This is a genomic window from Polaribacter sp. Hel1_33_78 (assembly GCF_900106075.1).
Lineage (GTDB): Bacteria > Bacteroidota > Bacteroidia > Flavobacteriales > Flavobacteriaceae > Polaribacter.
The window spans coordinates 1,999,054-2,021,041 of record NZ_LT629794.1 but is presented as its reverse complement, the minus strand read 5'-3'; the positions used below and the strand labels follow the sequence as shown (position 1 = coordinate 2,021,041).

16 protein-coding genes are annotated in these 21,988 nt (G+C 30.3%); 10 read left to right on the top strand and 6 right to left on the bottom strand.

The annotated features are described in order from the left end of the window. Nucleotides 1-157 precede the first annotated feature (157 nt). Complete coding sequence (locus BLT88_RS08660; RefSeq protein WP_091954213.1) at nucleotides 158-1,372, bottom strand: OmpH family outer membrane protein; 1,215 nt, start codon at nucleotides 1,370-1,372, stop codon at nucleotides 158-160. 444 nt (nucleotides 1,373-1,816) lie between these two features. Beyond that, nucleotides 1,817-2,236, bottom strand: coding sequence for a nucleoside-diphosphate kinase (locus tag BLT88_RS08655; RefSeq protein ID WP_036786698.1), 420 nt, complete (start codon nucleotides 2,234-2,236; stop codon nucleotides 1,817-1,819). Nucleotides 2,237-2,357: 121 nt separating this feature from the next. Here BLT88_RS08655 and BLT88_RS08650 point away from each other — a divergent pair, with 121 nt between their 5' ends. The 5 genes from BLT88_RS08650 to BLT88_RS08630 are packed head-to-tail and all read left to right on the top strand — an operon-like array spanning nucleotide 2,358 to nucleotide 6,362. Next, the gene (locus BLT88_RS08650) at nucleotides 2,358-3,386 is read left to right on the top strand and encodes a bifunctional oligoribonuclease/PAP phosphatase NrnA (protein WP_036786696.1); all 1,029 of its coding nucleotides are present in this window, start codon (nucleotides 2,358-2,360) and stop codon (nucleotides 3,384-3,386) included. Next, nucleotides 3,376-3,909: a gliding motility-associated peptidyl-prolyl isomerase GldI gene (gldI, locus tag BLT88_RS08645; protein WP_036786693.1), complete on the top strand. Its 534-nt coding sequence runs from the start codon at nucleotides 3,376-3,378 to the stop codon at nucleotides 3,907-3,909. The genes BLT88_RS08650 and gldI overlap by 11 nt, the downstream gene beginning before the upstream one ends. 4 nt (nucleotides 3,910-3,913) lie before the next feature. Further along, nucleotides 3,914-4,642, top strand: coding sequence for an FKBP-type peptidyl-prolyl cis-trans isomerase (locus BLT88_RS08640; RefSeq protein WP_036786691.1), 729 nt, complete (start codon nucleotides 3,914-3,916; stop codon nucleotides 4,640-4,642). Continuing rightward, entirely contained in the window at nucleotides 4,643-5,800 is a 1,158-nt protein-coding gene (locus tag BLT88_RS08635) for a peptidylprolyl isomerase (RefSeq protein ID WP_091954212.1), read from the top strand. It begins immediately after the preceding gene. Beyond that, nucleotides 5,793-6,362 carry a phosphatase PAP2 family protein gene (locus BLT88_RS08630; RefSeq protein WP_091954210.1) on the top strand — a complete coding sequence of 190 codons (570 nt, stop codon included), beginning with the start codon at nucleotides 5,793-5,795 and terminating at the stop codon, nucleotides 6,360-6,362. The genes BLT88_RS08635 and BLT88_RS08630 overlap by 8 nt, the downstream gene beginning before the upstream one ends. Nucleotides 6,363-6,498: 136 nt before the next feature. On the opposite strand, the gene BLT88_RS08625 is transcribed toward BLT88_RS08630, so the two are convergent. Together BLT88_RS08625 and BLT88_RS08620 are read right to left on the bottom strand one after the other, a co-directional pair. Continuing rightward, nucleotides 6,499-7,719, bottom strand: a complete 1,221-nt coding sequence (locus BLT88_RS08625; protein ID WP_091954209.1) for a peroxiredoxin — start codon at nucleotides 7,717-7,719, stop codon at nucleotides 6,499-6,501. A gap of 94 nt (nucleotides 7,720-7,813) precedes the next feature. Beyond that, nucleotides 7,814-11,767 carry an endonuclease gene (locus BLT88_RS08620; protein WP_091954207.1) on the bottom strand — a complete coding sequence of 1,318 codons (3,954 nt, stop codon included), beginning with the start codon at nucleotides 11,765-11,767 and terminating at the stop codon, nucleotides 7,814-7,816. Nucleotides 11,768-11,939: 172 nt separating this feature from the next. Here BLT88_RS08620 and pheT point away from each other — a divergent pair, with 172 nt between their 5' ends. From pheT to BLT88_RS08605, 3 genes are all read left to right on the top strand, one after another. Then, nucleotides 11,940-14,366, top strand: coding sequence for a phenylalanine--tRNA ligase subunit beta (gene pheT, locus BLT88_RS08615; RefSeq protein WP_091954206.1), 2,427 nt, complete (start codon nucleotides 11,940-11,942; stop codon nucleotides 14,364-14,366). A 45-nt stretch (nucleotides 14,367-14,411) separates the two neighbouring features. Next, nucleotides 14,412-15,446: a quinone-dependent dihydroorotate dehydrogenase gene (locus BLT88_RS08610; protein ID WP_091954204.1), complete on the top strand. Its 1,035-nt coding sequence runs from the start codon at nucleotides 14,412-14,414 to the stop codon at nucleotides 15,444-15,446. An 85-nt stretch (nucleotides 15,447-15,531) separates the two neighbouring features. Beyond that, on the top strand, nucleotides 15,532-16,146 hold the full coding sequence (locus BLT88_RS08605; protein WP_091954203.1) for a LysE family translocator: 615 nt from the start codon (nucleotides 15,532-15,534) through the stop codon (nucleotides 16,144-16,146). On the opposite strand, the gene BLT88_RS08600 is transcribed toward BLT88_RS08605, so the two are convergent. Continuing rightward, nucleotides 16,138-17,307: a nitrate/nitrite transporter gene (locus BLT88_RS08600; RefSeq protein WP_091954201.1), complete on the bottom strand. Its 1,170-nt coding sequence runs from the start codon at nucleotides 17,305-17,307 to the stop codon at nucleotides 16,138-16,140. The two genes, BLT88_RS08605 and BLT88_RS08600, sit on opposite strands and share 9 nt — an antisense overlap. A gap of 232 nt (nucleotides 17,308-17,539) precedes the next feature. Between BLT88_RS08600 and BLT88_RS08595 the strand changes: the two genes are divergently transcribed. Next, nucleotides 17,540-18,397: a hydroxymethylglutaryl-CoA lyase gene (locus BLT88_RS08595; RefSeq protein ID WP_036786676.1), complete on the top strand. Its 858-nt coding sequence runs from the start codon at nucleotides 17,540-17,542 to the stop codon at nucleotides 18,395-18,397. Between the two features lie 49 nt (nucleotides 18,398-18,446). Continuing rightward, nucleotides 18,447-19,958 (top strand): bifunctional UDP-sugar hydrolase/5'-nucleotidase, encoded by a 1,512-nt coding sequence (locus tag BLT88_RS08590; RefSeq protein ID WP_091954199.1) that lies wholly within the window; start codon nucleotides 18,447-18,449, stop codon nucleotides 19,956-19,958. 232 nt (nucleotides 19,959-20,190) lie between these two features. On the opposite strand, the gene BLT88_RS08585 is transcribed toward BLT88_RS08590, so the two are convergent. Further along, nucleotides 20,191-21,987 carry a DEAD/DEAH box helicase gene (locus BLT88_RS08585; RefSeq protein ID WP_091954198.1) on the bottom strand — a complete coding sequence of 599 codons (1,797 nt, stop codon included), beginning with the start codon at nucleotides 21,985-21,987 and terminating at the stop codon, nucleotides 20,191-20,193. Between the last annotated feature and the right edge of the window lies 1 nt (nucleotide 21,988).

Here is a 21,988-nt window from a genome sequence, read left to right as displayed (position 1 = left end):
GGTTCAGTTTAAATTATGCACAACGTGTTTGTATATGGTTTGTTGCGTGTTTTAAGCACCTAATTTAGCAAATACAAACCGAATAGGAAATCCGCGAGGATTTTCGTAAGTAGGCTAGAACTAGCAATAAATTATATACGGTGTTGTGCATAGTGCTTTATCCTTTCAATTTTGCAATAGCGTTTAATAATTTCTCGATTGCTGGAATCGATAACCCTTCAGTTTCTTTGGTTTCTAAAAATTCGTTAGTTTTATTATTTCCAAAATATTTCTCCACTAATTTCTCTTTAATAACTTGTTTTTTGTCGTCTGATAATCCTTCAATAAACGGATTTATTGATGCTAATTCAAGTTCTGCATTTCTATTTATTGTTTCCAGTTTACGGTGCTTTGATGATTCACGAGCAGCATAAGTTGCAGGATATGACAATGCTGCTGCTGCAATAATTCTTATTAATGATTTAGTCCAATCAAAACCTTCTGCACTTAAATCAATAATAGTCCAAACTAACAATATTGAGAATACTGTCATAAACACAATTGCCATAAAACGCCAAAAATTCGCACTCTTTTTATGACTATCAGCAATATTTTGATAATTTCCAGTAACTCCAACATTACCAATTAAATTCACAAGCGTTTTCGCTTCTGTAAGTTTGGCGTTAAGTTGTTTAACAGTCTCTGTTGTATCTGTATCAATACTTTCCTTTAATTCGTCAATTTCTTCACGAAAAGTTACTTTAGCTTTGTCTATTTCTGAACGATAAGTCTTCTTGTCGTTTTCAAAGTTTTGATTATGTTCTGATTTTATGTTATTGAAGTTGGTCTGAAATGTAGAGTTCAAATTTTGAATTTCTGTTTCTTTTCCCTCAATCAGTTTAAGTAACCTTTGAATTTCAGCTTCTTTAGTTGTTAAGTCAGTTTTAAATTTTTCAATTTCAGTTTTTAGTTCGTCTTTGTCTTTCTCTAAAGATTTATATTTGCTTTTAGCTGTTTTTTCAAAGTCAGCGATTTTACGAGAAAAATTAAAGTCAACTTTGGCTACTGGAATAGGAAAGTTTTTAATTCTATTAATCGCTGCATTAAAATTGTTAGTTGCATTATTTAAATGTCCAACATTATTATTTCCAACGTAATTATTTACTTGAGTTATTCCCGCATTTAGTTCGTTACTTAAAGCATCCAATTCCGCTTGTTGAACTAAATCTGGAATTGTCAACTTTACTCTTTGATTAACATAAGAGAAAACTGTTTGGAAAAAAGAAAGCTTTTCAAGGTCTATTTTATCTTTAACATCATCATTTCCTAAAATTTCTTCTAAAGAATTTAACCTGTCAAATATGTTATGATTTTCGAAATTTTCTGATGTCATTTTATTGGTTTTGGTTGGTTTTTCGCATTATGCACAACTCGTTATATGGAGAATAAACCTCCTGTTTATAGGTTTCTGTTTCCGGATAACAGGAACTTTTATAGATTTTATTGGCAAGGCGTCTATAATTTTTTATCTACTATTTTATTTATAATCACAATCTCTTTTTGGTAAAAATAAAAAAAAATCTGAAACAAGTCAATCCCTATAATTGATGAGATTTTTTCTTCCCTGTTTCTGGGGAGGCGCTTATTGCCTTGAAGATAAATTTTTTTGTAGCAAAAAAAAACTTCAAGCTTAGAATTTAAATATTTTCAACTCTAAATGTTAGATTATATTTTTATTAAGCAAAAAAAAACTCACAATTTTTATTGTGAGTTTTTAACCAATATATTTTTGGAATCTAAATTTCTTAAATTTTATGATGAAGCGCTTTAATATAAATTAAAACTGCTCTCTTCCAGAAAAGTGAAAGTTTGCTTCAATCGTGGCATTTTCATCAGAATCAGAACCATGTACAGCATTTTCTCCCATAGAAGTTGCATATAATTTTCTAATAGTTCCTTCAGCAGCATCAGCAGGATTTGTAGCACCTATTAAAGTTCTAAAATCTTCCACGGCATTTTCTTTTTCTAAGATTGCAGCTACAATTGGCCCTCTTGTCATGAACTCAACTAATTCTCCAAAAAACGGACGCTCATTATGCACAGCATAAAAAGTTTCAGCGTCAGATTTTGTCATTTGAGTTTTCTTTAAAGCCACAATTCTAAATCCTGCAGCGTTCATTTTTTCTAATATAGCACCAGTATGTCCGTTTTCTACAGCATCTGGTTTAAGCATTGTAAATGTTCTATTTGTTGCCATTCTATTGACTTTTAATTACTTTATGATTAATATTTAATATTGTAAAACTAATTGTTAAGCGTTTCACAAATTCGGCGCGAAATTACATAAATTTTTTAATTAAATTGTATATTCGCGAATTATGATTTTAAAAGGATTTGACGAGTTAAAGCGCTTTCTAGAAAAACCAAGAAATATAGTGGTAGTTGGGCATAGAAATCCAGACGGAGATGCTATGGGTTCTACCTTAGCATTAAAGCACTATTTAGCTAAAAAAGGACATAACTGTACAGTTGTGGTGCCTAATGAATACCCAGAATTTTTACATTGGTTGCCTGGTTCTGAAAATACCTATCGTTTTGATTGGCAAAATTCTCAATCTAAAAGAGTAATTGATAATTCTGATTTAATTTTTCTTTTAGATTTTAATGCGCTACACAGAGTTGGTCATGATATGCAAAAAATATTAGAAGCGTATCCAAATGATTTTGCAATGATAGATCATCATCAGCAACCGGATGATATGAAATATATGTATTCTGATGTTGAAATTTGTTCAACATGCCAAATGGTATATCAGTTTATTGAAATGAATAATGACTTAGATTTTATTGATGTCGATATTGCAACTTGCTTGTATACCGGTATCATGACAGATACAGGTTCGTTTAGATTCAGATCTACGACCAGCAGAACGCATAGAGTTATTGCTGATTTAATTGACAAAGGAGCTGAAAATGACAGAATTCATAACAATGTATATGATGCAAATTCATACAATAGATTGTTGCTATTAGGTCAGGCACTTAGTAATTTGCAAATTTTACCCTCTTATAAAACAGCATACATAACATTAACGAACGAAGAGAAAAATCGTTTCGATTTTCAAAAAGGAGATACGGAAGGTGTTGTAAATTATGCACTTTCTTTAAAAGGGATTATTTTTGCAGCAATATTTATTGAAGATAAAGAACAAGGGATTATCAAAATTTCTTTCCGTTCAAAAGGTGATTTCTCTGTAAATAAATTTTCAAGAAACCATTTTAGTGGCGGTGGACATGATAATGCTGCTGGTGGAAAATCTGAAGAGTCAATGCAAGAAACTATTACAAATTTTACAAGTTTATTATCAGAATATCAATCTGACTTAGAAACAGCTTATGAAGATTAGTTATTTATTTGTTTTGCTGTTATGTTGTTTCTCGTGTTCTAAAATTGAACCAAGAAAACCAATCAATCCAAAACCATCAACAACATTATATAAAGAAACTATAAACAAAGCTTTAGCTTTAAATAAAATTGAAGACGATAAAATACTTCAAATTATAAAAAAAGATTCTAGTAAAGTATATTTGCAATCTTCAAATGGATTTTGGTACACATACATTCATAGAGTAAAAGAAAATTTACCTACTCCTGAAAAAGGTAATGAGGTAATAATTGCTTACAATATTACAGATTTGAATAATTCAGTTTTGTATAGTAAAGAAGATTTAGGAATTAAAAAATATATCATTGATAAAGAAGATTTTATTTCTGGATTACAAAAAGGAATAAAGTTGATGAAAATAGGAGAAACCGTTACATTTGTAATTCCTTCTTACAGCGCTTTTGGTATTGCTGGAGATGGAAACAAAATAGGAATCAATCAATCAATAAAGAGTAAAGTAACTTTAATTAATATAAATAAATAGAAAAATGAGAATACTAAAAGGTTTAGTAATTATAACAGCAGTAGCATCAATGTCTTCATGTGGAAATTATAAAGCAGATGTTAAATCTTTAGAAACAGGATTAGATTCAGCGAGTTATGCTTTAGGAATGGATATGGCGATTAAAGTAAAGGCAAATTTGGAGGAATCCAGCACAGATTTATTTTTACAAGGCTATAGAAATGGAATGGATTCTACGAATTTATTAATGACGCCAAAAGATTTAAATATTTTTTTAAGAGACTTTTTCCAGAAGCAGCAAATTAAAAAAAGACAAGCAGCTCAAGAAAAAGCAGCGAAGGATGCAGAATCAAAATTTGCAGATGTTAAAAAAGCAAGTGAAGAATTCTTAGCAATCAATAAAACGAAAGAAGGTGTTATTACTACAGCGAGTGGTTTACAATATAAAGTATTAAAAGAAGGAAAGGGAGAAAACCCTATAGCTACCTCAAAACTTAAAATTCATTATCATGGAACTTTAATAGATGGCACCGTTTTTGACAGTTCTGTTGATAAGAAACAACCTTATGATTCTAATGCAAATCAGTTTATCAAAGGGTTTACAGAAGGATTATTATTAATGAATAAAGGCGCTAAGTACAAGTTATTTATTCCTCAAGAATTGGCTTATGGAGCAACACCAAGACCAGGAATAATTAAGCCGTTTGCAGCGATTGTTTTTGAAGTAGAGCTATTGGATATAATTAAAAAATAAATGAAAATATATATTTACAGCTTTATAATTGTAATCCTTGTAGTTGGTTGTACACCAGCTAAATATAATGGTCTAAAGGAAGGTCTTTATGCAGAAATACAAACCAATAAAGGTGATGTTTTGTTGGAGTTATATGCAGAAGATGCCCCAATGACTGTTGCCAATTTCGTGTCCTTAGCAGAAGGAACCAATACTAAAGTTACGGATTCTATACAAGGAAAAAAATACTTTGACGGTATTCGTTTTCATAGAGTTGTTAATAATTTTATAATTCAAGGAGGAGATCCAACAGAAACAGGAAGAGGAACTGCTGGTTATAGATTTGGCGATGAATTTACCAAGGATATAAACGGGAAATTATTGCACATTCATGGTGATGCAGGAATGTTATCTATGGCAAATGGAGGTCCAGAAAGTAATGGAAGTCAGTTCTTTATTACACACAGAGCAATACCACATTTAGATGGTAAGCATACTGTTTTTGGTAAAACGGTTGTCAACTCTTTGCAATTAAATACTTTAAAACTTCAAATTAAAGATTCTTTAAAACGCAAGAATGCTATAGATTCTTTAAGAATGTCTGTTGTAAACAGTATTCAACAATTTGATACCATTTTTACTGTAAAAATTATTAGAATAGGTGCTGTGGCTAATGCTTTTAAAGCTGGTGAAGTTTTTGACAATGAATTCATTAAATACGCTGAAGGTAAAAAAGACAGAAATAAGAAAGCGAAAGATGCAGATGAAGAACGTTTTTCGAAATACTTAGAAAATAGAACGACTTTTTTAGCGAAAATGAATGAATCAAAAGCAATTAAAACAGCTTCTGGTTTGCGAATTTTAAAGTTAACAAGCAATCCGTCAGGAAAAAAAGTAGTGACAAATAAACCTATAAAAGCTCACTTTACATTGTACATTGCCGATGGTACAAAAATTCAATCTACTCTAGATTCAGGAAATCCATTTGTATTTCAGTTAGATGATGCAGAAAAACCGATGATTACTGGTTTTAAAGAAGGCGCTGCTACTTTAAGAGTAGGCGAAAAAGCAAGGTTGTTTATACCATATTATATAGGTTTTGGAGAGGCTAAATATGGACCTTTTCCTGCAAAATCTGATTTAGTTTTTGAAGTAGAAATCTTAGAAATTGGTGAATAATTTATTTGACTCCATTATACAAAAAGACAAAGAATTACTTGTTTTCTTAAATAACTTAGGAAGTGAACAATGGGATTCATTTTGGTTGCTAATTACCAACCAATTTAATTGGACGCCATTGTTCCTTTTAATTTTTTATCTAGTTATAAAATCTTTTGGTTGGAAAAAAGGAGGTTTTGTTATTTTAGCATTGATTGTTTTAGTGGCTTTTTCTGATCAATTTGTAAACTTAATCAAGAATTCTACAGCAAGATTAAGACCTAATAATGATCCCGAAATACAGCATTTATTAAGTATATTAAAAAGGCCTCAAAGCTTTAGTTTTATTTCTGGTCATGCAACAACATCCACTTTTTTCTCAGTATTTGTCATCTTTTTATTAAGAGAAAAATACAAATTTATTTATTTAATTTTATTTTTTCCATTAATTTTTGCGTACAGTAGATTGTATTTAGGCGTGCATTTCCCTATTGATATTTCTTTAGGAATAGTAACAGGTATTTTGCTAGCAAATATGTATTATTTCCTTTTTAAGAAAGTTGAAAAAAAACTTTTTGTTTAACTTTTTATTATTGAAAGTATAAATACGCTGTAGAAAAAAGTAATCGTAAAATAACCAAATTTTATCTTTTTAGAAATAGTAGATTGATTTTTTTTAAACTTAAAATGGATAATTTTCAATTAAAAAAATAAAGAAATTATTCTTTTTCCAGAACTAATGCATCCATAAAGTTTTCAAACTCATTTTTGAACTCATTATATTTTTTTCCTGTTGCAGGTCCATTAAAACCCGTATGAATTTTTCTTACTTTTCCATTTTTATCAATGAAAATAGTGGTAGGATAAGAAATTAAATGATTTAGCATGGGTAATGTTTTTTCTGCTATTTTTTTATCAGCCGAATTTCCATATTGCGCTAATAAAACAGGATATTCAATACCTATTCTTTCTTTTAATCGTTTGATTCTTTTAAATGCAATTTCTCTAGTTTTTGCAACTTCAAAAGCCAAAGCAATAACTTCAATGTTAGTATTTGGGTTTTCTTGTAAATAATTGACCAAAAATTTACTTTCGTCTAAACAATTTGGACACCAAGTTCCCATAATTTGTATGATAACTATTTTATTTTGGAATTTAGTATCACTTAGAGAAACAATTCTTCCTCTTGTATCTGGAAAAGAAAAATCAAAATCTTCATAACCTTCTTTTATAAAGGTCAAATTGTCTGCTTTTGGTAATTCATAAGTATTATTTAATTTGGCTTCAAAAGGTTCTTTCCAATGATTTCCAGAATAGAAAAAACCATTCATTGTAGAATCTGTAACTTTTGCAGTAAATAAAAAAGCATGCGCACCATCAAAAGTGGAAAGTTTTAAAGAATCACCATATACAAGACCTTCTAAATATCTGTAATCTCCGGTAGTGGTTCTAAAAGTTCCGGTTACAAGATTTCCATTTTGATTAAAAATTCCTTTAGCAATATATTTCTCATCAGCAGAGTTCTCATTGAAGACCGTTTCCCAGTTTCCGCTAATGTTTTTTGTAGATTCTTTTTTTGATGAAAAACGCACATTATTTTTAGTCGCTTCAAAAGGAACAATTCTGTCTAAACTGGTTTTTATAAAACTTCCTTTTAAAAAGTTGTCTTCAATTTTTGCAATAATGTATCCTTCAAAAACAGGTGTTTGTATTCTTACAGAATCGTTACGATAGGTAATTTCATCAACAAAAATTGTTTCATCAGCATTAAAAATTGAAAGTAAAGAATCATTTTTTACTTCAAAAATAAAAGGTAGTTCTTGATTGTCTTGTATTTTTAAAACAGCTCTATAGGTTCCTTTTTGTAATGTTTTCTTAGTTTGCTTTGTACAAGAAATTAGAAATATAATGCTTAAAAATATATAGGATAATTTTCTCATTTTTAAATTTAGTTGTGAGAACTAAAGTAAATAATTTTAAATAAAAAAGCCTTATCAAAATTGATAAGGCCTTTCATTATTTTAAAATAAAGAACTATTTTTTGATAAGTTTTTTAGTCATTTTCTCTTCTCCGTCATTAATTTCAATTACATAAATTCCTTTTCTTAAAGATTTTACATCAATTGTATTTTTTAATAAAGTTCCTTTTTTAACAACTTGACCTAATGTATTGCTAATTTTAAAAGTAATGTTTTCTGAATCTGTATTTTGTAATTTAATATGTACAAAACTTCCAGTTGTAGGGTTCGGATAGATTTTAAAACCTGCTTCAAAATTATTAAATTCATCGGTATTTAGACTTTTTAGAAAAGTTGTCGATTTAGAATTTTTAACGCTAGATTTTGCTGAAAAAGAACCCGTTTTTCCAGTAACAATAACTTGATCTATATATATATGATCTGCATTTCCACTGGCATCATTTTGAAATCTAAGCTGTGCATTGTTGGCAAACACGTTCTCATTTTTATTTAAAGTAACTGTTGCTGAATAAAAGTTGTTGTTTTCAAAATCAGTTCCTCTAGCATAAGTTGCAACTGTGGTCCAAGAATTTCCATTATAATATCGCAGCCAGAAATCTTCATTATTTTCCATGCTATAAGAATAAAAATGGAACTCAACTTCAACAGTGTCAAAAGAAGATAAGTCATAGATTTGTGATGTCATTGCAGAAACTGAACCAGAATTATCACGTATTCTTATGGAATAAGTTCCTTCAAAAGAACGAGAACCAGCATATCTAGAAGCGTCACTTCCTCCATCAATCCAATTATCCCAACCAGATTCAAAATAAGATTCTGATAAAATTGTTGAGGTATTTGTAGGCTGTGTTAAGGTAGTAACGGCAATAGGATTACTAGTTGTTGAATTTCCTGCAGCATCCTTTGCAACTATGGAGAAACTATAAGTAGTGTTTTCAGTTAAACCGCTAATATAAAAGTTATTAACAGAAGCAGAGCCAATAAAAGAACTTCCATTTAAAATATCATAACTTATAACGTCTACATTATCTGTTGATGAGGTCCAAGTTAAATCTAAAGTGGTTTGTGTAATATTTAAAGCTGATAAATTAACTGGAGCAGAAGGAGCAGTTAAATCTAAAGTGGTAACATTAGCGCTATTACTAGCAGAAGATACATTACCAGCTTCATCTTTTGCTGTAATTGTAAAGTTGTAAGAAGTTACTGCAGATAAACCAGTAACATTAAAATTAGTAGTTTCTGCGCTTCCAATTATATTTGTGCCATTGTAAATGTCATAACCAGTTACAGCGGTATCATCCGTGGACGCAGACCATGATAAATTAACAGCCGTTTCAGTAATATTTGAAGTCACTAAATTAGAAGGAATAGAAGGAGCTGAAGTGTCTGGTATAACACCACCATCAATAAAGTGGTTTCCGAGTCCGCTAAAAATATCGGTTGCTAAAGAATTCCATTCAGAAATTATATAAGTTACATTAGGGCTAGTTATTGATGATTTTCTTTGTAAAGTCACATCTTGTGCAAACACAGAACTACTTAATTCATCACCTATTAAATCAATTAAAATTCCATTTTTAAACAATCCAATAGCATCATTTCCATTAAAACTTAAAACAGTTTCATTTGTAATATTAGCAACATTTAAAATAATAGCATTTGCATTAGTATTTGCAATAACATAAACTTGTCCATTGGCTAAATTTCCATCTAAATTTAAAACACTAGAAAAAGAACCAGAACCATTTGTCGCTTTTCTGAGAGAGTAAGAAGATAAGTCAACAGCATTACCCGTAAAGTTTGCAATCTCAATAGCTTTATTATTGGAAGACCCTTCTACATATTCAGAAATTAATAATTCAGTCGTTGTTCCATTTATAGGAGCAGATTCTGTAGTTACATTTAATATATTACTAGCATTAGAAATATTTCCTGCATCATCTTTTGCTGTTACCAAAAAATTATAGGAAGTTCCAGATGTCAATTCAGAAACAGTATAGTTTGTTCCAGAAATTGATGCAATAATTGTGCTGTTTTGATAAATATCATAACCTGTTATAGCAACATTGTCAGTAGAAGCAGTCCAATTTAAATCAGCTGTAGTTTGTGTAATATTAGATGAAGTTAAATTAGTTGGTGCAGTTGGCGCTGTAGTGTCAGGAACTGGCAATGTTGTTATAAAAACAGTGTTACTAGCTGATGAAACATTAGCCGCTGCATCAAACGCGGTTATAGAAAAACTGTAGGCAGTATTGTCTACTAAACCAGAAACAGTGTACGTTGTATTTGTTACAGTTGTTATTTTTACTCCATTTTGATAAACATCATAACCTGTGACTGCTGTGTCATCTGTAGAGGTCGACCAATTTAAATCTACCATATTTTGTAAAATATTTGAAGCAACTAGGTTTGCAGGAGAACTTGGAGCTTCAGTATCTGAAGTTGTTCCTCCATCTATCGAATGATTTCCTAAACCATTAAAAGTATCTGTTGAAAAAGAATTCCATTCAGTTGCAGAATAAGAGTTATTAGGACTTGTAACCGATGATTTTCTTTGTAATGTAACATTTTGGGCAAAGTTACTGCTGTTTGAGGCATCACCTATTAAGTCAATTAATACATCATTTTTAAATAAGCCCATAGCGTCATTTCCGTTAAAAGACATAACACCATTATTTGTTAAATTAGCTACATTTAAAATTGTTGCGGTTGCGCTAGAATGGGCAATAACATATACTTGTCCGTTTGCTAAATTACCAGTTAAAGTTAAAGTACTAGAAAAAGTACCACCTCCATTTGTTGCTTTTTTAATAGAATATGCAGCTAAATCTACTGTTACACCCGTGAAGTTTGCAATTTCAATAGCTTTGTTATTCGAAGAGCCTTCTATATATTCAGAAATTAATAACTCCGTGGCTGTTCCGCTTCCAGTTTCATTAGAAGTAGTTGTTATAGATACTGCGTTGCTAATAGAGGAAACATTGGCAGCTGCATCAAATGCTTTTACATAAAAAGAGTATGAAGTTCCAGCCATTAAACTTGAAACAGTAAAGTTGGTATTGAGTGTTGTGCTAACTTGGGTTGTTCCATTAAAAATAGCATAACCAGTAACTGCTGTATTATCTGTTGATGCCGTCCAAGTTAAATCTACAGAACTTTGCGTTGCATTCGATGCTATTAAATTTGTTGGAGCGGTAGGGGATTCAGTATCTCCATTAGGAGGATTACCAAATAAATCTTCAGCTTGTGGTCCACCCCAAATTTGAGTTGCAAATGCAGGATTATCTATAAAAGGATTTCTATTACCTTGAATTCCTTCTAAAATTGGGTTACGTTGTTTTTCGAAGTTAGAAACAGGGTCTTCTGTATTCCATTCTAAAAATAAATTTAACATGTTTACATCAGAAGTAGCAGTTGAACCTATGGCCACGCCTGTTGGCAAGCATTGGTTTCCATATCTTAAGTAAGTATACATCATCATACGGGCTATGTCACCTTTCCATTCGTCTCCAGGGTACCATCCACCAGAAACATCGCCTGCATTACCAGAGCCATCTGCAAATTTTTTGCTACTTCTCTGTCCGTTAAATGTAATATCTGCGGCACGTAAATGGTGTACATCAGCTCCTGGACCAGAAGTTCCTAAATTTGGAGTTCCTAAAGATTTTGGGTAGGTATGCTCTCTGTTCCATTGTGTTCCAGAAGTTCCTCCATTTAAATTTTTATCTCTTGTTCTATCTGTGACATAGTTTCCATCAATATCGCTATACCCATATATTAATACAACTTTTGTATTATCGTTTGGGTCTAAATCCGTTTGCTTTAAGGCGTCCCATACACCTGGCGTGTATGATAAGTTAGTAGTATGTGTGGTAATAATTTTAAGAGCTAAAGCATCTTTTAATGCGGTACTAGTTTGATTTAAATTAACATCATTATAATAATTTGGAATTTGAGAAAATGCCGAGCATGATATGATCAATGCGTAAAAAAGTAATAATTTTTTCATTTGATAAGTATTTAGGGGTTAAAAATTGATAATATTGCAAATTAAGAGAAATAAGAAATGTTAAAGCTTTCCAACATAGTTAGTTATAAACTAGATATTAACATTTAACTTTTAAGGAAAAAAATAGATAAAAATTGGTTAATTTAGCGCCTGAAAATTTGAAAGAAAAAAAATGAAAATATCATACAATTGGTTACAACAATTTTTACAGATTAACTGGGAAACTTCTAAAACAGGTGAGTTGTTGACTGATTTGGGCTTAGAAGTTGAAGGTATAGAAATAAAAGAATCCATCAAGGGAAGTTTAAAAGGGATTGTTGTTGGTAAAGTTTTAACTTGTATTCAGCATCCAAATGCAGATAGATTAAAGATTACTACTGTTGATTTAGGAGATGGGAAGCCTGTTCAAATCGTTTGTGGGGCTCCTAATGTTGCTGCCGGTCAAAAGGTTCCTGTAGCTACAATTGGTGCAGTTTTGTATGATGAAAAAGGGGAAGGTTTTAAAATAAAAAAAGGAAAAATTAGAGGGGAAGAAAGCAATGGAATGATTTGTGCCGAAGATGAATTAGGTCTAGGTAAAGATCATGATGGAATTCTAGTTTTAGATAAAAAAATAAAACAAGGAACATCGGCTGCGGAAGTTTTTAAAATCGAAACAGATTACGTGTTTGAAATTGGTTTAACACCAAATAGATCTGATGCTATGAGTCATTATGGAGTGGCACGAGATTTAAGAGCAGGATTAATTCAAAAAGATATTAAGTTAGAATTCATATCTCCTTCTGTAAGTAATTTTCATGTTGATGAGAGAACGTTGCGTTTTGATGTAGAAATTGAAGATAAAGAATTAGTGCCTCGTTATTGTGGAATTGTAATTACGGATATTACTGTTAAAGAATCTCCTGAATGGATTCAGAATCGTTTAAAAGCCATAGGAATACAGCCAAAAAATAATATTGTAGACATTACAAATTATGTATTACATGAGTTAGGACAACCTTTACATGCTTTTGATGCTCAAAAAGTTAAAGGAAATAAAATTATTGTAAAAAAATTAAAAGAAGGCACAAAGTTTACAACTTTAGATGAAGTAGAAAGAAAGCTTTCTGCAGAAGATATTATGATTTGTGATGCAGATTCTAATCCGCTTTGTATTGGTGGTGTTTTTGGTGGTTTAAAATCAGGCGTTACAGAAAATACAACTTCAATATTTTTAGAAAGTGCTTATTTTAATCCTGTTTCTATAAGAAAAACGGCAAAAAGACACGCTTTAAATACGGATGCTTCTTTCCGTTTTGAAAGAGGAATTGATATTAGTATGACAGAGTATGCTTTGAAAAGAGCGGCTTTACTCATTGAAGAATATGCTGGTGGAAAACTAGCTTCTGACGTTTCAGATTTTTACCCAGTAAAAGTTGAAGATTTTCAAGTATTTTTCTCTTATGAGAGTGCTTACAGGTTAATTGGACAAGAGATTCCAAAAGAAACGATAAAGAATATTTTAGCATCTTTAGAAATTAAAATTAGCAGTGAAACTGAAGGTGGATTGGGATTAACAATTCCTTCTTACAGGGCAGATGTTCAGCGTGAAGCTGATATTGTTGAAGAGATTTTACGTGTGTATGGTTATAATAATATTGAGTTTTCTCATAAATTAAATACTTCAATTTCTTTTGATTCGAATAAAGAAATTAAGATAGAAAACGTTGTTGCTAATCAATTAAGTTCTCTAGGGTTCAATGAGACAATGGCGAATTCTTTAACAAAAGCAAGCTATACAGAGTTGTCAGAAAATATTAATAATGAAGCTAATGTTATAATGTTAAATCCATTAAGTAGTGATTTAGGCGTTATGCGCCAATCGCTATTATTTAGTGGTTTAGAGTCGGTTTCTTATAACTTAAATAGAAAAAATAATTCATTAAAATTTTATGAATTTGGTAAAACATATCATAAATATAATGACAAGTATCAAGAAGATAAACACCTAACACTTTTTGTAACCGGAAAAAGAACAAAAGAATCGTGGAATACACTTACTTCAACTTCTGATTTCTTTTACGTAAAAGGAGTTTTAACTTCAGTTCTAGATAGATTAGGAATTCAGAACTTAAAAACTACCCCTACTAAAAATGATATTTTTTCTGAAGGAATTACGTTGAGTTTGGGGAAAATAAAATTAGTGGATTTTGGAGTAGTAAAACGTTCAATTCTAAAAGAATTTGGAATTAAACAAGAAGTTTTATTTGCAGATTTTAATTGGGAAAATGTCTTAAAGTTATCTAGTAAGAAAAATATTAAAGTTTCTGATTTATCTAAATTTCCTTCTGTAAAAAGAGATTTAGCATTGTTAATTGATAACAAAACTGAATTTAAGGAAGTATATAATTTAGCTTTTCAATCAGAAAGAAAGTTATTAAAAGATGTAGATTTGTTTGACGTGTATGAAGGTGATAAATTACCTGAAGGTAAAAAATCCTATGCCGTTGGTTTTGTTTTACAAGATGAAACTAAAACGTTAGAAGAAAAGCAAATAGATAAAATAATGCAAAAATTACAGCAAAGTTTCGAGAAGAATTTAGATGCTGTTTTAAGATAAAATTTTAAGCTCCTATTTTGGAGCTTTTTTTATATTTGATAAATTATGTACAAACTTATTATTAGACCTTTTTTCTTTCTTTTTGATCCAGAAAAAATTCATTATTTTACTTTTTCCTTCATAAAATTAGTGTCTAAAATTCCTTTAGTTTCAAATATATTTAGAGCTATTTACCAAGTAAATGATAAAAAATTAGAACGTACTTTATTTGGATTAACCTTTAAAAATCCTGTGGGTTTAGCCGCTGGTTTTGATAAAAATGCTGTCTTATATAACGAATTAGCTAATTTTGGTTTTGGATTTATAGAAATTGGTACGGTAACTCCTAAAGGCCAAGCTGGAAATCCGAAGAAAAGGTTATTTCGTTTAAAAGATGATCAAGGGATCATTAACAGAATGGGGTTTAATAATGACGGTTTGCGCAGTGCTATTCACCAGTTAAAGAAGAACAAAGGCAAAGTTATTATCGGCGGGAATATTGGTAAAAACACACAAACATTACCCGAGAATTATACAGAAGATTATAAAGAATGTTTTAAAGGATTGCATCCGTATGTAGATTATTTTGTGCTAAATGTGAGTTGTCCAAATGTAGGAAGTCACGCAAAACTTAATGACAAAGATTACTTATTAGAGTTAATTTCTGAATGTCAGAAACTTAATAATCAAGAAGAAAAACAAAAACCAATTTTGTTAAAAATTGCTCCGGATTTAAATAATGAACAATTAGATGAAATTATAGAATTAGTTGCAGAGACGAAGATTGATGGGGTGATCGCCTCTAATACATCTACCACAAGAGATAATTTAAAAGTGTCTAAAAAACGTTTGCAAGAAATTGGTAATGGAGGTGTAAGTGGCCAGCCAATTAAAAATCAGAGTACAAAAGTGATTAAATACTTGGCAGATAATTCCAATAAATCATTTCCTATTATTGGAGTAGGAGGTATTCATTCAGAAAAAGATGCATTAGAAAAAATAAATGCAGGTGCTGATTTAGTACAAATTTATACTGGATTTATTTATGAAGGACCAAGTTTGGTGAAAAGAATCAACAAGGCTATTTTGAAAGACTTATAGATATTAAACCGAAGAATAAAGAGGGACTTTATTTTTAAGAAATGGCAGTTCTGTTTGTAATTAAAGAATATATAATTTTATTTTAATGTTAGAAACCCTTTTATCTTTTGTTTTAGCAACAGTAATTTTATCTTTCTCACCTGGGCCAGATAATATTTTTGTACTCACGCAAAGTATCGTTAACGGAAAAAAGTTTGGTTTAGCGACTGTTTTTGGCCTAATTTCAGGATGTTTAGTCCACACCACTTTATTAGCTTTTGGAGTATCAGCTATTATAAAACAATCGGAGAATTTATTTTTTACAATTAAATTATTTGGAGCAATTTATTTACTATACTTGGCTTTTAAAGTGTATCAATCAGATGCCTCTATTATTTTAGTAAAAGGTAATGTCGAAAATAAAACGACCGCACAATTATTTAAACAAGGATTTATAATGAATGTGTTAAACCCAAAAGTTTCTATTTTCTTTTTAGCTTTTTTTCCAGGTTTTTTATTTTCGGATAGTATCTCTACTGTAATTCAATTTTATATTTTAGGCATAATTTTCATGTTAGTTTCACTCATTATATTTTCTGCAATAGCAATTTTGGCAAGCGTAATAGCGGAAAAAATAAAGGAAAACAAAAACATAGCACTTTATCTAAAATGGACTCAAATTGTAGTTTTTGTATTAATTGCCGTATTTATTTTAGTTTAAGTTCTTTCTCAAATTAATCAATCCAAAAATTGGCCCAATAGCTAAAATTGAAAATATTAAATTAGAATTAGTCGCATTTAGGACACTGCTTATAATTTGTATGCTAATAATAGTAATTGTAAAACCAATACAATTTACAATGGTTAATGCAGTTCCTTTATCTTTTGATGGTGCATTTTGAGCAACTAGTGTTGAAAATAGGGGCGAATCTGCGATTACGACCATTCCCCAAAAAAGCAAGAAAGTAATAAAGATATTTTTATTTGATAGTTGAAACATAAATGGAGAAGCAAGACAACACAAACAAGAGAATAAAAGAAAACCTAAAGCAGTTTTTTTTATGTCGAATTTCTGAGAAATATATCCTCCTAATACACAAGATACACTACCAGCGGCAATAATTAAAAAAGATAAAACAGGAATATTAAGAATAATTTCAGAGTGTAATTTTTGGTATTTGATTAGTAAAACAGGAATAAACGCCCAAAAAGCATATAATTCCCACATATGTCCAAAATATCCAAAAGCGGCTTTTCTAAACTTTATATTTTTAAAAACTTTAAAGCAAATAGATATATCTAAAGTTTTACTTGCTTTACGATAAGGACCATTTTTCACAAAGAGTACCATTAATAAACCACCAAAAAATGCGAGCGAAGAAGTCGTAATTAAGACACTCTTCCAAGAAAAATTGTTTAAAACATCTTTTAATAGATGAGGTAAAGCTGTCCCTAAAACTAAAGCAGCAACTATATACCCCAAGGATTTTCCTAATCCTTTCTGATAATAATCTGTGGCTATTTTCATACCTATAGGATAAATTCCTGCCAAGAAAAAACCTGTAAAAAAACGTAAACTTATCAAACTAACTAAAGACTGATTTTCAAATATAAACCCAAGATTAAAAAAAGCTCCTAAAATTGCACTAAAGAAAAATACTTTTGATGGTGAAAAACGATCGGCAATTGTAAATAAAGCAAATACGAGAGTACCTATTATAAATCCAAATTGAACAGAAGAAGTTAAGTATCCTAAGGCATTTTGTTTTAGGTTAAAGGTTTCTAAAAGATTGCTCATTACTCCATTTCCTGCAAACCACAGAGAAGTGCAGCAAAATTGTGAAATAACAATGATTGGTAATATAGTTTTTGACTTGCTCATTTATAAAGCGAATTTACCAAAAAGAGTTGCATAATCAATTGGTTTAATGAAATGCAAATACATAAAAATGCTGAATACATTAATAAAATTGTTAAAGATCATTTTCAGATGAATATTTTAAGTAAAATAGTAAAAGAAATAGCAGAGTACATTTCAATTTTTTTTTCACGAACTATTTTTATTAAACTAATATAGCTTTAAAAATGAAATTTCAATTGTATATTTGATTTCAATGAAAAAAGTCAAAATCATAGAATGTCCTAGAGATGCAATGCAAGGAATAAAATCTCATTTTATTTCTACTGAGAAAAAGGCATCATATATTAATTCTTTATTGAAAGTTGGCTTTGATACGATAGATTTTGGCAGTTTTGTTTCTCCAAAAGCGATACCTCAAATGAGAGATACAGCAGCCGTTTTAGAGAAGTTAGAATTATCTAAAACGCAAAGTAAATTATTAGCAATTATTGCTAATGTTAGAGGGGCAAATGATGCAGTTCAATTCGAAGAAATAGATTATTTAGGATATCCTTTTTCGATCTCAGAAAATTTTCAAATGCGTAATACACATAAAACAATTGCTGAATCAATAGAAACTTTAGAACAGATTTTAGAGATTGCTGATAAATCAAAAAAGGAAGTTGTTGCTTATTTATCGATGGGTTTTGGAAATCCTTATGGAGACCCTTGGAATGTTGATATTGTTGGAAACTGGACTGAAAAGCTCTCTAAAATGGGTGTAAAAATTTTATCACTTTCAGATACAATTGGGAGTTCAACTCCAAAAGATATCACTTATTTATTTTCAAATTTAATTCCTAAATATCCAGAAATTGAATTTGGTGCACATTTACACACAACACCAGATGAATGGTTAGAAAAAGTAGCTTCAGCATTCAAGGCTGGCTGTAATCGTTTTGATGGCGCAATAAAAGGTTATGGAGGTTGCCCGATGGCAAAAGACGAGTTGACAGGTAATATGCCTACAGAAAAATTATTGAGTTATTTTAGAGCTGAAAATGTGGATACAAATATAAAGTCAATGAGTTTTGATACTGCTTACAATAAAGCTTTGGAGCTTTTTGTTTAAGTTCAAAGTGTACTTATAACTGTAAAACAGAAATCTAAAAAAAAATAAAATGAAAATCACAAAATTAGCATGCTATATTTTATCAATTTCTCTTTTCTTTTCTTGTAAAAAAGATGATGGAAAAATTGATTTCACTTTCTTGCAAATTAATGATGTCTATGAAATTTCGCCAATCCAAGGTGGAGAATATGGAGGAATGGCACGAGTAGAAACAGTGCATAAAGGGTTATTAGAAGAAAATAAAAATACAATGTTGCTTTTAGCGGGCGATTTTTTAAACCCTTCCTTAATAGGAACCATAAAGGTTGATGGAGAAAGAGTTCGCGGAAAACAAATGATTGAAGTGCTAAACGCTATGAATATAGATTTAGTAGCTTTTGGAAATCATGAATTTGATGTATCACAAAAAGACTTGCAGCAACGCTTAAACGAAAGTAATTTTCCTTGGATTTCTGCCAATGTAAAACTAAAGACAAAAGAAAAATCGATTCCTTTTTATAAAGAAAAAGAAGGAAAAAAAAATCCTCTAAAAGAAACATTTATTAAAGAATTTTCTGATGAAGATGGTACAAAAATAAAAGTAGGTTTTATAAGTGTTTGTATACCCTCAAATCCAAAAGATTATGTAGAATATGGCAATATGTTTGTAAAAGCAAGAGCTTCTTATGCTGCCATTAAAGATTCAGTTGATGTTGTTTTTGGTTTAACACATGTTAAAATTACAAATGATAAAAGAATTGCAAAGTTAATTCCAGATTTACCGTTAATAATGGGAGGGCACGAGCACACAAATTCATATAATAAAATTGGAAATGTAATAATATCTAAGGCTGACGCCAATGCTAAGACAGCTTATATTCATAGAATTTCATTTGATAAAAAGACAAAAAAAACGATTATAAAATCAGAATTAAAAGAAATAAATTCTTCAATTAAACCTGATGATAAAGTTGGTGAAGTTGTAACTAAATGGCAAAAAACATTAAAAATAAAAATTAAAGAACTTATTCCAAATCCAGAAGAAATAATCTATACGGCAAAAACTCCTTTAGATGGTAGAGATACACCAATTAGAAGTGTTCAGACTAATTTAGGTCAAATTATAACAAAGGCTATGTCTTTTTCTTTTGATGATCAAGTTGATTGTGCTTTGGTAAATGGCGGTTCTATTAGAATTGATGATCAATTAGAAGGAGATATTAATGCAGTTGATGTTTTTAGAATTTTACCTTATGGAGGCGCTGTTTTAAAAGTAGAAATTAAAGGAAGATTATTAAAACGTGTTTTGGATTATGGTGTTTTAGCTGCGGGAACAGGAGCTTATTTGCAACGTTTTAATGCTCGAAAAATAGGAGAGAAGTGGATGATTCAGAACAAAGAGTTAAATAATAGAAAAACGTATACAGTTGCTTTTTCTGATTATTTGTTAAAAGGTTTTGATATTCCTTTTTTATCAATAGAAAATAAAGAAGTATTATCAGTATATAAACCTGAAAAAAACGAATTGGCTTTTGATATTAGAAAAGCTGTTTTTGAATATCTAAGAAAACAGAAAAATTAATGTTTTTATTATTGAACAGTTTTTTTTAAAATATAATTTAAGTAATATTTTTTTTTAATGGCATTAATTGTCACTTTATTAGCATCATCAATCTCCTATCGTGCTGGGAAAGCTTTCTTAATTGTTTCTATTACCCTTAAATACTGAAACATCATCTGTTATAATTACTTTTATTTTTTAAGTAAAAAAAAAGCCTCACAAAATGTGAGGCTTTATATTGTGTTGAGGTAGATTATCTTTCTCTACGTCTTCTTCCAAAACCACCAGATTGTCTGTCTCCAGAATTTCTATCAGGTCTATCAGAAGAACGGTTTTCTGATCTTCTTTTTCCCCTATCATCACTTCTACGTCTTCCAAATCCACCATCTTTATTACCAAAAGGCTTTTTACCACCTCTTCTTGAACCGCTTCCACCACCAGAACGTTCTTTTTTTGTAATTTCTACATTTACAGAGCGTCCATCAAAATCTGGTTGATTAGAAGAAAAAGCCTCTAAAGTCTTTTCTTGGAAGTTTTTATCAATTTCAAAGAAAGAAAATGTGTCTAAAATATCAATAGCACCAATTTCTATTTTATCACCAATATTTTGGTCGTTAATTAAGCCAATTAATTTAGCAGGATTCAAACTATCTTTTCTTCCTATATTGATGAAAAAACGAGTCATATTATCTGCCGTTGCTCTTGACCTAGAAGTTTCTTTTGATAAGTTATTTAAATCTTTAGCATTTTCATAATAAGCTAACATTGTATTAAACTCTAATGAAACAAATTTTTTGATTAATTCCTCTCTATCTAATCCTTCTAGTTTTTCATAAATACTTGGCAAAAACTCATTAATTTGAGTTTCGTTTACTTCGATATTTTGAACTTTATCAATTAAATTCATTAATTGATTTTGACAAATTTCTTTTCCAGAAGGAACTTTACCTTCTATAAATTTCTTTTGAATAATTTTTTCGATAGGACGTAATTTTCCTTTCTCTTTTCCATTTACTAAAACAATAGAGATTCCCTTATTACCAGCCCTACCTGTTCTACCACTTCTGTGTGTGTAGTTTTCTATTTGATCTGGTAATTTATGATTAATTACATGTGTTAATTCTGTTACATCTAATCCACGAGCCGCAACATCTGTAGCTACTAATATTTGAATTGATTTTTTACGGAATTTTCCCATTACAGAATCTCTCTGTGCTTGAGATAGATCTCCATGCAAAGAATCTGCACTGTAGCCATCTTTAATTAAGTTGTCTGCAACTTCTTGAGTTTCCCTACGAGTTCTACAAAAAATAATTGCGTAGATGTCAGGGTTTAAATCTGCAATTCTTTTTAAAGCAGGGTATCGTGTTCTTTCTGTTACTGCATAATATTCATGACTTACATTTTCAGATCCTGCATTCTTTTGACCAGAAGTAATTTCGACTGGTTTGGTCATGTAATTTCTTGCTATAGCTTCAACTTCTCTTGGGAAAGTTGCAGAAAACAACAAGGTTTGCTTAGTGTCTGGAGTTGCTTCTAGTACTTTATCTAATTCATCTTTGAATCCCATATTTAACATTTCATCAGCTTCGTCTAAGACTAACCATTGAACGTTTCCTAATTTTAATGCTCTTCTGTTAATTAAATCTACTGTTCTACCAGGAGTTCCAACAACAATTTGAGAGCCTCTTTTTAAAGATCTAATTTGATCTTCCATACTAGAACCTCCATAAACAGTTGTTACTTTAACGTCTTTTAAGTATTTACAAAAATCTTTAATATTATTACCAATTTGAACGGCTAGTTCTCTTGTTGGTGATAAAATAATTGCTTGCACATTACCGTTAGAGGCATCTAAAAGTTCTAATATTGGTAAGCTAAAAGCGGCAGTTTTACCTGTACCCGTTTGTGCAAATGCTTTTAAATCGTCTGTAGATGAAATAATTTGTGGTATTGCTTTTTCTTGAATAACAGTTGGTTTTTCGTAACCTAAATCTGTTAATGCTTTAACTATAGGTTCTTTTAAACCTAATTCTAAAAATGTTGACATT